General features: G+C 70.7%; 15 protein-coding genes and 1 pseudogene. 6 read left to right on the top strand and 10 right to left on the bottom strand.

The genetic code is table 11. The features are described 5' to 3' along the window. Nucleotides 1-27: 27 nt before the first annotated feature. Complete coding sequence (locus BLV02_RS20810) at nt 28-438, bottom strand: VOC family protein (protein WP_069109951.1); 411 nt, start codon at nt 436-438, stop codon at nt 28-30. A 63-nt stretch (nt 439-501) separates the two neighbouring features. Here BLV02_RS20810 and BLV02_RS20805 point away from each other — a divergent pair, with 63 nt between their 5' ends. From BLV02_RS20805 to BLV02_RS20790, 4 genes are read left to right on the top strand one after another with little or no spacing between them, the layout of a single operon-like run. Further along, on the top strand, nt 502-1,113 hold the full coding sequence (locus BLV02_RS20805; protein WP_069109950.1) for a TetR family transcriptional regulator: 612 nt from the start codon (nt 502-504) through the stop codon (nt 1,111-1,113). Nucleotides 1,114-1,149: 36 nt separating this feature from the next. After that, a complete protein-coding gene (locus BLV02_RS20800; RefSeq protein ID WP_069109949.1) occupies nt 1,150-1,410 on the top strand; it encodes a type II toxin-antitoxin system Phd/YefM family antitoxin in 261 nt (86 codons plus the stop codon). Next, nucleotides 1,407-1,838 carry a type II toxin-antitoxin system VapC family toxin gene (locus BLV02_RS20795; RefSeq protein ID WP_069109948.1) on the top strand — a complete coding sequence of 144 codons (432 nt, stop codon included), beginning with the start codon at nt 1,407-1,409 and terminating at the stop codon, nt 1,836-1,838. The genes BLV02_RS20800 and BLV02_RS20795 overlap by 4 nt, the downstream gene beginning before the upstream one ends. A gap of 4 nt (nt 1,839-1,842) precedes the next feature. Beyond that, nucleotides 1,843-3,006, top strand: a complete 1,164-nt coding sequence (locus BLV02_RS20790) for an AAA family ATPase (protein WP_069109947.1) — start codon at nt 1,843-1,845, stop codon at nt 3,004-3,006. Here BLV02_RS20790 and BLV02_RS20785 read toward each other — a convergent pair. The 6 genes from BLV02_RS20785 to BLV02_RS20765 form a co-directional block, all read right to left on the bottom strand. Further along, nucleotides 2,998-3,588 carry a GNAT family N-acetyltransferase gene (locus BLV02_RS20785; protein ID WP_069109946.1) on the bottom strand — a complete coding sequence of 197 codons (591 nt, stop codon included), beginning with the start codon at nt 3,586-3,588 and terminating at the stop codon, nt 2,998-3,000. The two genes, BLV02_RS20790 and BLV02_RS20785, sit on opposite strands and share 9 nt — an antisense overlap. Beyond that, nucleotides 3,585-4,088, bottom strand: coding sequence for a lasso peptide biosynthesis B2 protein (locus tag BLV02_RS38615; RefSeq protein WP_354595846.1), 504 nt, complete (start codon nt 4,086-4,088; stop codon nt 3,585-3,587). Before BLV02_RS38615 ends, BLV02_RS20785 begins: the two co-directional genes overlap by 4 nt. A gap of 112 nt (nt 4,089-4,200) precedes the next feature. Then, nucleotides 4,201-5,883 (bottom strand): albusnodin/ikarugamycin family macrolactam cyclase, encoded by a 1,683-nt coding sequence (locus BLV02_RS20775; protein WP_083288340.1) that lies wholly within the window; start codon nt 5,881-5,883, stop codon nt 4,201-4,203. A gap of 59 nt (nt 5,884-5,942) precedes the next feature. After that, complete coding sequence (locus BLV02_RS35780; protein ID WP_141711427.1) at nt 5,943-6,080, bottom strand: putative RiPP precursor; 138 nt, start codon at nt 6,078-6,080, stop codon at nt 5,943-5,945. A 151-nt stretch (nt 6,081-6,231) separates the two neighbouring features. Continuing rightward, nucleotides 6,232-7,254, bottom strand: a complete 1,023-nt coding sequence (locus BLV02_RS20770; RefSeq protein WP_074946560.1) for an ABC transporter substrate-binding protein — start codon at nt 7,252-7,254, stop codon at nt 6,232-6,234. Beyond that, nucleotides 7,251-8,027, bottom strand: a complete 777-nt coding sequence (locus BLV02_RS20765; protein WP_069110261.1) for a GntR family transcriptional regulator — start codon at nt 8,025-8,027, stop codon at nt 7,251-7,253. Before BLV02_RS20765 ends, BLV02_RS20770 begins: the two co-directional genes overlap by 4 nt. A gap of 131 nt (nt 8,028-8,158) precedes the next feature. Between BLV02_RS20765 and BLV02_RS38335 the strand changes: the two are divergent. Beyond that, nucleotides 8,159-8,662, top strand: a pseudogene (locus BLV02_RS38335) (maleylpyruvate isomerase N-terminal domain-containing protein); the annotation flags it as partial. Further along, on the top strand, nt 8,650-8,937 hold the full coding sequence (locus tag BLV02_RS38330; RefSeq protein WP_074946935.1) for a sterol carrier family protein: 288 nt from the start codon (nt 8,650-8,652) through the stop codon (nt 8,935-8,937). The pseudogene BLV02_RS38335 and the gene BLV02_RS38330, both read left to right, overlap by 13 nt. Here BLV02_RS38330 and BLV02_RS20750 read toward each other — a convergent pair. The 3 genes from BLV02_RS20750 to BLV02_RS20740 form a co-directional block, all read right to left on the bottom strand. Then, entirely contained in the window at nt 8,934-9,767 is an 834-nt protein-coding gene (locus tag BLV02_RS20750) for an anti-sigma factor family protein (protein ID WP_069109942.1), read from the bottom strand. The genes BLV02_RS38330 and BLV02_RS20750 overlap by 4 nt on opposite strands. Further along, the gene (locus BLV02_RS20745; protein WP_197682607.1) at nt 9,760-10,290 is read right to left on the bottom strand and encodes an RNA polymerase sigma factor; all 531 of its coding nucleotides are present in this window, start codon (nt 10,288-10,290) and stop codon (nt 9,760-9,762) included. The genes BLV02_RS20750 and BLV02_RS20745 overlap by 8 nt, the downstream gene beginning before the upstream one ends. A 107-nt stretch (nt 10,291-10,397) precedes the next feature. Beyond that, a complete protein-coding gene (locus BLV02_RS20740; RefSeq protein ID WP_171906691.1) occupies nt 10,398-11,750 on the bottom strand; it encodes a serine hydrolase in 1,353 nt (450 codons plus the stop codon). Nucleotides 11,751-11,757 lie beyond the last annotated feature (7 nt).

Genomic DNA, 11,757 nt, shown 5'->3' with positions numbered 1-11,757 from the left:
AATGGTCGGCGAATCCCGACCATTCTGTCAAGACACGTACTGGCCGGCGTACTCCGCGGTCGGCTCGATCTCCGTGATGACGTCGACCAGCACGCCGTCGGGCGCCTCGACGATGAAGTGCCGCTGGCCGAAGTCCTCGTCGCGCAGCTCCAGGCGGATCGGCAGCCCGGCCTCCGTCAGGCGCGCGTACCAGTCGTCGACATCGGGGACCTCGACGTTGAGCAGCAGCCCGCGGGCCGGCTGGCGGAAGCCGTCGGGGATGGTCGGGTGCCGGTGGTCGACGAACGCCAGCTCGATGTGCGCGGCCGCGGGGTGGCGCAGGCTCACGTACCAGCCGGAATCGAAGACGAGCGTGAAGCCGAGGTGCTTCACGTAGAAGTCGCGCGCGGCGGCGACGTCGGTGCTGCAGAGGACCGGGTAGTAGCCGGTGATGGTCATGGCCTTCTCCTCAGATACCTACCGTTGGTATGTGTCTGTCAGGGTAGAATGCATACCGCTGGTATGTCAACTGGAGGTGCGGTGTCCCCGACCAAGTCCGAGCAGCGGCAGGCCACGGTGCACGCGCTGCTCACCGAGGCCCGGCGGCAGTTCGCCCGCGACGGCTACGCCGCCGTGAGCCTGGCCGCGCTCGTCGACGCGCTCGGCCTCACCAAGGGCGCGCTCTACCACCACTTCGCCGGCAAGGCCGCGCTGTTCCGCGCCGTCGTCGAGCAGGTCCAGGCGCAGGTGGCCGACCGCGTGGTCGCCGCGGCCGAGTCCGAGACCGGCTCGTGGGACCAGCTGACCGCCGGCTGCGAAGCGTTCCTGCGGGCCAGCGCCGACCCCGAGGTGCAGCGCATCCTGCTCATCGACGGCCCGGCCGTGCTGGGCTGGGACGAGTGGCGCGCGCTCGACGACGCCTCGTCCGGGCGGCATCTGCGCGAGGCCCTCGAGTCCGTCATCGACGACGGCGTCATCGCGCCGCAGCCGGTCGGGCCGCTGACGCACCTGCTGTCCGGCGCGATGAACGAGGCCGCCCTCTGGCTGGCCCGCTCCGACGACCCGCGCGACCTCGACGACACCGTCGCCACGCTGCTCGCCCTGCTCAATGCCCTGCGGGTTCGCCCGCGATGACCATGATGACTAGTATGGTCATGGAGGTGTTTCGCCATGACCGCAGCGGACACGTGGAGCGTCGCCGACGCCAAGGCCCGGCTCAGCGAACTGCTCGACACCGTGGGTCGTGACGGGCCGCAGACCATCAGCCGGCGCGGCCGGCCGGTCGCAGTCGTCGTCTCACTCGACGAGTGGGAGCGCCGCAAGCGTCGTCAGGGCACGCTCGCCGAGTTCCTCGCGACCGCACCGGTCGGCAACGAGGACCTGATCCTCGAGCGCGACAGAGGTGGCCGGATGCGCGAGGTCGATCTGTGACCTATCTGCTCGACACCAACGTGATCTCCGAAGGATTCCGCCGATTCCCCGACCACGAGGTCATCGAGTGGCTCGACGAGGTGCCCGAGGAGAGCACGTTCCTCAGCGCCATCACCATCGGCGAGGTGCGCAAAGGCATCGACAGACTGCCGCTCGGCCGGCGCCGCAGCAACCTCGAGGCCTGGCTGACCGACGGCCTGGTGCCCCGGTTCGAGAGCCGGATCCTCGCCGTCGATGCGGACGTCGCCGACCTGTGGGGTCGCACGGTCGCGGCGTGCCAGGCCGATGGCCGGCCGGTCGACCCCATCGACGCGCAGATCGGAGCAACGGCGCTCTGGCACGGCCTGACGCTCGTCACCCGGAACGTCGGTGACTTCACACCCATGGGGGTCGAGCTGTTCAACCCCTGGCTCAGCGAGGCCGAGTAGGCCCATGCTGCGGACCATCGCCATCGCGAACTACCGGTCGCTGCGCGACGTCGTGCTGCCGCTGACCGGCCTCGACGTCGTCATCGGGGCCAACGGCACGGGGAAGTCGAGCCTGTACCGGGCGTTGCGGCTGCTGGCCGAGTGTGCCCGGGGCGACGTCATCGCGTCGCTGGCGCGCGAGGGCGGCATGCCGTCGGTCACGTGGGCCGGGCCGGAGAAGATCAGCCGCGAGATGCGGTCGGGAGAGCGGCCGGTCCAGGGCACCCGCCGGACCGGCCCGGTCAACGTCCGCATGGGCTTCGCCGGCGACGACTTCGGGTACCTCATCGACCTCGGGCTGCCGCGGCCGAGCGGGGAGCCGCCGTCGTTCTTCCAGCTCGATCCGGAGATCAAGCGCGAGGCGATCTGGAGCGGGCCGGTGCTGCGGCCGGGCACCTGGCTGGCCGACCGCCGCAACGAGCTGGTGCGGGTGCGGGCCGGCCGCGACTGGGAACACCTGGCCCAGGGGCTGCGCACCTTCGAGAGCATGCTCAGCGAGGTCGCCGACCCGGTCCGGGCGCCGGAGCTGCTGACCGTCCGCGAGCAGGTGCGCAACTGGCGCTTCTACGACCACTTCCGCACCGACGCCGACGCGCCGGCCCGGCAGACGCGCGTCGGCACCCGCACGCCGGTGCTGTCCGACGACGGCGCCGACCTCGCCGCCGCGCTGCAGACCATCCGCGAGGTCGGCGCGGTCGAGGCGCTCGACGCCGCCGTCGACCGCGCGTTCCCCGGGTCGCGGCTGGAGATCGCCCAGCTCGGCGATCGGCTCGACCTCGCGTTCCGGCAGCACGGCCTGCTGCGGCCGCTGGCCGGCGCCGAGCTGTCCGACGGCACCCTGCGCTTCCTGCTGTGGGCCGCGGCCCTGCTGGCGCCCCGTCCGCCGGCGCTCATGGTGCTGGACGAGCCGGAGGCCAGCCTGCACCCGCAGCTGCTGCCGGCGCTGGCCGAGCTGATCGTCGAGGCGCGCGCGGCCACCCAGCTCGTCGTCATCACCCACTCGCCGCTGCTGGTCGACCACCTCGGCGCCGCCGCGACGCGGGTCGAGCTGGTCAAGGACACCGGCGAGACGTTCATCGACGGGCAGGACCGGTTCGACCGGCCGGCGTGGAACTGGGGATCACGCTGAGGGTGACGGCGGACCCGGGGGCGTCACGGTTGCCGTCACCCACGACTCGCCATCGAACTCCTCCGCGATCGCGTCCATGATCACCTCGTCGCACGGCCGGCCGAGCCAGTAGCCGGACTGCCGCAGCCGGCCAGCGTTGCGGAAACCGGCCCGCTGGTAGGCCGTGATGCCGGCCCGATTCGGCTCCAGCACCTTCAACCACACCATGCGCAGCGCGCCGAGGTGGAACGCCCAGTCGAGCGTGAGCCGCGTGGCCTCGGCGGCGTACCCGTGGCCGCGCGCCTCCGGCGCCAGGACCACGGTGTACTCAGCCGTGCGCACGTACTGGTTGACGTCCAGCGTGGTCATGCCGACGGCGCTCAGGTCGTCGAGCCGGACGACCTCGAACTGCGGGTACTGGTGATTGGCGCGCTGCCGCTCCCACCCGCCGTCACGCACCTCCCACGACTGTGGGAACTGGTTGCCGTAGCCCAGGATCGTGCGAGCGTCGTTCTCCCAGCGGTGGTACTCCGGCAGCAGGTCGCGCCGGGGCTGGGCAAGCGCCAGGCGGGCACCGGTCAGCAGGATCTGCGGAGTGCTCATGAGGGTCGTGTTCCAATCCCGGGTTTGTCCGACGGCGGACCATCTGGTGTCCACGTCTGCACATATGACGAGACCGCCGTGGACTCCTCGACCGGGCACCCGGCCCGATCCGCTATCCAAGCATGCATGCGTACGGGATCGACAGCGATTCCATGTCGCCATTCCGCGCGTCGACCCATCAGGGCGAGGAGGAGGGCCGCCGCAGTCGACTGTTCCAGGCATGCCCAGCGCATGGGGAGGGCAGGGGAGAGCCACCGCACCGCCAGGACGGCTCGTCGCGCCTGCTGGTCTGTGGCGGGGGACAGCCGACGCGCGACGCATGCCAGCCGAACCATGCGCGAGAATCGCCGGCTTCGGCGTCCCAACAGCTTGGCACCGATCGTCGTCATCACTGCTGGTACGGCTGCCAACCGCCACAGTGGTGGTGTCCATGCGGGGTCGACAAGGACGGTGAGCGCTTCCTGAGTTCCCCACGATCGGCTCGGGCTCCGATGCCGCACGACTGACCCGCCGGGCGCTGGGGCGACGTCTGGCGGCGAGAGCGTCGTGAGCCCGGTGTCGTAGTTGATCGTGACGTGTGCGTGCGGCAGGACGACCGTGACCACTGTTCGCTTACGCACTGAGAAACCTCCCTCGGGAATGGGTGGTCCATGAGATCTCAGGCAGGTGCTGAGTCGCTTCCAGCCACATTTCCGCGTCGAGGGTCGGCATGAGCGATGCCCACATGGCGTCGACGCCGAGCGCTGCGCGTCTGATCGCGGAACGAAGGTGCAACGGTTCGATCAGGCCGAGGCCGGCCAGGTGGCCGTCTGCCAACCTGAGGATGCGCTGGAGGTTGAGTCGCAGTCCGCTGTGGAAATCGCCTGCGAACGTACCTTTGGTCACGCGACGGCGATGCCGGAACGGCAGCAGATCTCCGGTCGCATCCGCGAGCATCGGCTTGTAGCGGCGGGTCGAGTATCTGTGCCACGGCCGCGCTGATGCGACCGCGTCCAGGAGCAGACCGTCGAAGTAGGGGTTGTGTAGATCCATCTCGAGCTCATCGGCGAGTTGTCGATCGGCATGCGCGGCCCGCGCCACGTTGCGAACCTCATGGATGAGCAGTGCGTCGGGATCGGCTTCGGGTGCTGTTCCCGTGATCGCAGACTCGAGTACCCATGTTGGCGGCGCACTCCACGGCTGAATGACCCGTTGGATGTCGCCTTGGGCGGCAGCTACGACGATGCCCCAAGGGCTGATGCTGCGCAGCCGTGCCCAGCCGTGTGCGTCGCGCCACAGGCGGACCATCCGGCCGCGGCGAGCCAGAACCGTGAGATGCCAAGGCGGTGGAAGAAAGAGGTTGTCGCCGCCATCGCCCGTGAGATGGCAGGTGGAGCCGGCATCGCGGGCTGCTCGCAATTGCGCCGAGAAGAACGTCCAGGAAGCGGAGGACGGCGCCGGTTCGTCCGACGGAGGCAGCTGATCAGGTGACCTGCTGAACGGCAACTGATCTGTGGTCATCGACAGCCAGGCGTGAGTCGTCCCCCTTCTGGCGAATTCACGCGCGTAGTCGACATCGCCACCCTCTTCGCGGTCCTCGGGGCGGACGGTCATCGTGAGTAGGTTGCCGCGCCGCGCGGCGATCGCAGCGATGGTCGTCGAGTCCATGCCGGCCAGATCAACCGAAACGCGGGACGCACCAAGACGCGCTTCGACTCCGTCGAGCAGAGAACGTCGGACGAGTGCGACAGCGTGGCCGTACGGACGTCGAGCGTGTGACCACCATGCTGTGACTGTGGCGGCTCGTCCAGCTGCGAGAACGACGCGATGCCCGGGTGGCACCGGCAGGACGTCGGCCCAGGCGCTGCGATCCGCAGGCAGTAGCAGTTTGTTCGCCAGGTATGAGGTCAGCCATAGTCGATCGACTCGGCGCCTGGTCAGGGATGACAGGGCGAGCGAGCTCGAGCCCCACACCGTTCCGCCGGGTGTCTCGACAAGGTACAGCGGGCATCCGCCGGCGGCATCGGACAGGAGCTCCAACAGGCCGGTTCCTGTGTGCCGCGCCACGACGAACGAACCGGCCCAACCGCTGCACACGGTTGCGAGGTCCCTTGACCTTGCGGCGCGCAGCAGGTCGCTGTCGTCGGCCGAGCAGGCGCCGAACAAGGCGAGTTGAGTTTGCTGGTCGGTGACGACTCGAAGAGTCCGGCCAGGCCATCCGCCCATGACCCAGACGGGTGGGTCGTTCCAGATGAGGCGGGCGCCTCTGGGGACCATCAGGTGCCTGCCTGGAGCACAACCACCGAACCAACGCATTTCCGGGCCCCTTTCGAGGCGGCGGTCACGACCGGTCGCCGTGACCGCCGCCGACGAGGTCAGTCGTACGGTCGTTGCTTGGCCTCGATGCTCTTCTCCGCCCCGCCCTTCGTCAGGACGGTCGCATCATCGAGAACGATCACCGCGTCCGGGCTGTCGTCGCGTGTTGCAGGGCTGGTGTCGTCGCGGACTGCCATGGGTACCTCCCTTCACCCGCTGATCTCGTGGGGCTGGGCCGGGACCTGAGCTGCCGCCCGGGCGTCAGCCAACTTGGAAATACAAGTGCGGCCAGAGTAGGCAACTTGGAAATACAAGTCAACCGGATAGTGAATCGGGGTGGGGCAGGAGTTACACCGTCACCAGCTGTTGGCCGGTGGGAGTCCAGCGGACGAGCACGGGCTCATGCTGGAGCTGTCTGCCGGTGGTCGAATCGATCGCGAACCGGCCGAACAAGGTCGACGCCGTCAAGCGAGCGGCGACGTTCCAGACTGCTCGGCGTCCGGAGGTGCCAGCCGTGCGAACGCAATGTGCGGAGAGCACTGCGGCGGCGGCAGCCTGGATGCCTGGGTAACTGGGTGTCGACCCGAACCTCGCCACGTACCTCGTGACGAAGTCCTCCTCAGATGGGCCGAGGCTGGGCTGCGTTGAGCTTCCGGCGAACCATTGTCCGACGCCGAAAATGTTCAGGACGTCCTGGACCTCGTCGACGAAGTCCTGAACCCCGGCTGCGACCGAGCAGATGGTGCGGGGAGGATTCCCGAGCCGTTGCGCTCGACGAACGATCTCTACGTCGGCCTCGAATGTGCCAGCCGAGAAGAGGTCCCAGGGCATCGGCAGGAGGTCCGGCGAAAGCTGTTCGGCGCCGACATGCGCCACGTCGATGCCGAGGCTGCGCGCCTCGGCGAGCGCTCCCGCCGCGACCTGGCGCGCGAAGCTTCCTCTGCCGGTGACGATCCGGAGCTGAGCCGGGACCCTGTGACCTGCCAACCATCGCAGGAATGGGCCGCCGTAGAGCCGTGTCGGCGTGAGCACCGAAACGATGTGGCCCGGGTGTGATTCCTCGATGTCGTCGCCCGACCCACCGTGGTTCCAGAGCAGCAAGTCGTTTTCCTCAGCAAGGCGGCCAGCGGTTCGCATCAGTTGCGTCGAGTACGGCCCGAGAAGAACGTCGCACTGGCCGGCGAGATGTCGCAAGCCGACGCTCAACGCTGCTGGGTCGCTATGATCGTTCTCGATGCGGACATCCAGGTCGTCGAAGGACGCCATCGTGGTCAAGGCTTGTGCTGCTTGGCGGCCGAAACGTTCGTAGCGACCGGACAACGACAGGCACGCGCCGACCGTGACTCGGGCGGGTGGAGTGGCTCCGCTCATCGCATCGACACTTCGTATCGGAACTCATGCCGATCGGCGGCCGCGATGGTCTCCTGGACCTCGACCGGCGTGTCGGTCGTGTCGAAGACCGTGCGGACGATGCGCACAACCGGCTCGCCCGGCGACAGCGCCAGAGCGTCGACCTCGGCGATCGTCGGCATCCGAGCGACCAACTCGTCGACCGATCGTGCGATCGAGCGCCGGATCGAACCGTCGGGGTCCTCGATGACCGCGTGCGCGCCTCCTTTGATGAGGCGCATGTCGGCGATCGCCGTCCCGGCGGCCATGGTGGAGGGGTAGTAGCTGTTACAGAGCGCCATCGGTTGGTCGTCGACGATGAAGAGCCGGCGACGCACGACCACGGGCTCGCCCGAGTCGAGATTGAGGCGCAACGCGATCTCCGCATCGGCCGGGACGCTGGTGACCTCGAGAAGTCGTTGTCTGGGTGTTTGTCCTTGCTCGGAGGCTTGGGCGTTGAACCCCGGCAGGCCGGAGCGGCGATGCCGCCGATAGTTCGCGCCTTCCAATCGAAACCGTACGTGCGGCTTGCGTCTGACGAACGCGCCTCGCCCTTGTTCGGTGATGACCAATCCGTCGCCGCGGAGGACGGCGATCGCACGCCTCACGGTCGGCCGACTCGTCGTGTACTTGGCGGCCAGGTCGTTCTCGGACGGCAGTTGCTCACCGGGCTGCAGGCGACCGGAGAGAATCTCCCGCCGGAGGTCATCCACGATCCTCCGGTAGGGAAAGCCGCTGCTGGCCGACTGGGACACCACTTGATGTTACAAGTGGGCATCGGCATCGTCGGTGCCGCGCCTCCCACGTTTTCTGACCTTGCGTCGTCGACGGGTTCGGGCCGATCGGCCGACCCGCATCGGGGTAGCCTGCCGGGGTGGCGAAACGGATGGACCCGGCTGCGGCGTGGGCGGCGTACCGGAGCGGTCACGACGCGCTGCGCGGCTGGCTGGGCGAGCTGCCGCCGGAGCACTGGGCCGGGCCGAGCGTGCTGCCCGGCTGGACCGTCGCCGACCTCGCGGCGCACATCGCGCTGGTGGCCGACGCGGTGACGGCGACGGTTGCGGCGCCGCGCGGGGTAGCGGCGCACAGCCTGAGCGAGTACCTGACGACGTACGAGGCGGCGGCCGCCGGACTGTCCGACCTCACGCTGGCCATCGCCCGCGAGGCCGGGCACGACAAGGACCGCATCCTCGCCGCCGTCGACGAGCGGTTCGCCGCCGCACAGGCCACCGTCGACGAGCGGGGGCTCGACGACGTCGTGCTGACGACGCGGCGCATCCCGGCCCGGCAGGGCGACTACCTGCTGACCCGCGTCGTCGAGATCGCCGTCCACGCCGACGACCTCGCCCGCTCCACCCCGTCCGTCCCCCGCCCACCATCCCCCGCGACACCACGAGGCTCGCCGTCCGCACCCTCCTCGACGTGCTGGCCGACCGTGCGCCGGGCCGCAGCGTCGAGGTGCGGGTCGCGCCGTTCGCCGCCGTCCAGTGCATCGAGGGGCCGCGGCACACCCGGGGCACGCCGCCGAACACCGTCGACCTCACGCCGGCTCTCTGGCTGCGGCTGGCCGCCGGGCGCGTCACGTGGGCCGACGAGCTCGCCGCGGGCACCGTCCTCGCCAGCGGCCAGCGCGCCGACCTGTCGGCGCACCTGCCGCTGTTCTAGTCGGAGAGTTCGGCGGAGTACGTGACGCCGTCGGAGCCGATGAGGTCGACCCGCCGGATCTCGTAGATGTTGGTGTCGACCGTGCCGCCGGACCCGCCGCCGGCCGCGCCGACCTCGTAGTCGGCGATCGTCTGGGCGCCGTCCTCGGTGACGACCGACACGTCGTACGTTCCGGGCGCCGCGGTGTCGCCGAGCACGGTGAACACCCACGACGGCTCGCCCTGGTAGAGGAACACGTGCCCGACCTGCGCGCCGGCGTCGTCCAGGAGCGGGGCCGCGTGGAAGTAGCGGCCGTTCGCGACGTCGAGGGTCTCGCGGTACCCGGCGGCGAGGTCGCGGTCCTCGGACGTCGCCTGCCAGACGACGCCGGCGCCGCCCAGCGCGGCGATGGCCGCCGCGGCGGCGTACGGCAGCACCCGCCGCCAGCGCCGCGGCCGCAGCGGGGTCACGACGGCGTCGGACGGTTCGGCCGCGGGCGGGACGTCGGGCTCAGCCACCTCGGCCGGCGCCTCCGACGCGGCGGCAGGAGCGGCCTCCGCCGCGGGCGGCGCCTCCGGCTCGGCCGGCGTCTCCAGCGCGTCCGGCTCGTCCGCCGTCAGCGCCGCGATGCGGGCCAGGACGGCGCCCTCGAACCCGGCCGGCGGGTCGTGCTCGGGCGCGACCAGCAGCACTTCGTCGGCGACCCGGGTCAGTTCCTCCAGCTCGCGGCGGCAGTCGGGGCAGTCGGCCAGGTGCGCGAGCACGCGCGCGCGGTCCGGGCCGCTGGCGGCGCCGGTGGCCACCTCGGCCAGGGCGTCGGCGACCTCGCCACACCTCGTCGGATCAACCATGACTCACCTCGAGCATCGCACGCAGCCGGGCCAGTCCGGTCCGGATGCGTGTCTTGGCCGTGCCGAGCGGGATCTGCTGGCGCTCGCTGATCTCCCGCGCGGTCAAGCCGAAATGTACTGACAGCAGGACGGCCGTGGCCTGCTCGTGCGGCAGTGCCCGCAGCGCGGTGGTGATGCGGTCGCTGTCGGCGACCCGGTCGCTGTCGTTGGTGGTGGAGATCAGCATCTCCGCCACGACGGCCGGTTCGACCACCACGTCCCGCCGCACCCGCAGGACGTCGATGGCGACGTTGCGGGTGATGGTCAGCAGCCACGTCGACGCCTGCGCCCGGCGCGCGTCGTAGTTGCCGGCGTGCCGCCACGCCCGGACGAACGCCTCCTGTGCCACCTCCTCCGCGATCGCGGGCACGCCCACGACCGACAACGCCAGGCCGTAGACGCGGCCCTGGTGGCGCCGGACGAACGCGGCCATCGCGTCCGCGTCGCCGGCGGCCATCCCGGCGAGCAGGGCTTCGTCCGACACCCTCACATCCTCATATACGCGTCGCAGCGATGAATCGATTGGATGACCTGCGGGTCGTGTCGGTCACCGTTCCCGCCACGAGCCCGATCCAACCAGCGACGACGCGGTCAGTGCCAGCCGGTGGCGTCGACGCCGCCGGGGACGTCGGCGCGGGGGTCGTACGGGGTGCGGGTGAACACGAACGAGGCGAGGTCGAGGTGGCGCACCGACCCGTCGGGGTGCCGGACGACGCGCAGGGGCTCGCCGGCGTAGTAGCCGTCGAGACCCACCCAGCCGCCGTCGCCGTCGGGACGGAAGCGCGACGCACGGCCGGCGCCGTGGGCCGGGCCGAGCCGCAGCCAGCCGTCGTCGGCGGCCCGCAACTCGAACGTCGTCGGGCCCCAGTACCAGTGGCCGACCAGCTCGAACAGTTCCGGCGGCACCGCGCCGACGCGCCAGACCGGCGGTGTGCGCGGCTCGGCCGCGGCGAACGCGTCGAGCAGCCTGGACGCGAAGTCGCGGGACAGGCCGGCGGTGGTGTTGGTGAGCACGACGGCGCCGTCGCCGGTCTCGACGTCGACCCGCACTTCGGCGAGGAAGCCCGGCATCGAGCCGCCGTGGCCGGTGAACCGGCGCCCGCCGTCGTTCCACAGCTGGACGCCGAGGCCGTGCGCGGCCGTCCACGGCGCGCCCGGCACGTCGACGACGACCAGCGGCCGGAACATCTCGGTCAGCGTGCCGTCGGCGAGCAGGCCGTCGGTGCGGCCGCCGAGGAACGCGGCCCACCGGGCGAGGTCGCGCACCGTCGACCACAGCTGCCCGGCCGGCGCCATCGCGCCGCCGTCGTGCTCGGGCTCGGGCAGGACGAGGTCGGCGAACGGGTGGACGGCGAGCCCGTGCGCGTGCGGCGCCACCGGCCGCGACGTCGTGCGGTCCATGCCCAGCGGCTCGAGCAGCTCCTCGGCGATCACCTTCGACCACGACCGCCCGTGCAACCGGCCGACCAGCTCGCCGAGCACGCCGAACCCGACGTTGGTGTAGTGGAAGCGTTCCCCGGCCGGGTGCCGCCGGCCCAGCTGGCTCGACAGCGACCGCCACGGCCCGCCCTCGGTCCGCTCCCACCACGGCCCGTCGGTCTCGGCCTGCACACCGGCGCCGTGCGACAGCAGCTGGGCGATGGTGACGTCGCCGATCGTGGTGTCCGGGAGGTGCTTGTCGAGCGGGTCGGTGAGGTCCAGCCGGCCCTCGTCGCGCAGCCGCATGACGGCCACCGCGACGAACGTCTTGGTGATCGAGCCCATGCGGTACTGGGTGTGCTCGTCGGCGTCGCGGCCACCCTCGCGCCCGTCGATGCTGCCGCGCGCGGCGGACCAGACGAGCTCGCCGTCGCGCACGATGCCGACGGCGACGGACGGCAGCCGGCTGCCGGCCTGCTCTTCGGCGACGAGACGGGCGAGGTCGGTGGCGGTGCTGGGGCGGATCACGGGC

Source organism: Jiangella alba, from assembly GCF_900106035.1.
GTDB lineage: Bacteria > Actinomycetota > Actinomycetes > Jiangellales > Jiangellaceae > Jiangella > Jiangella alba.
Note: the sequence above shows the minus strand (reverse complement) of the source record. Positions and strands in the feature narration are given on the sequence as shown.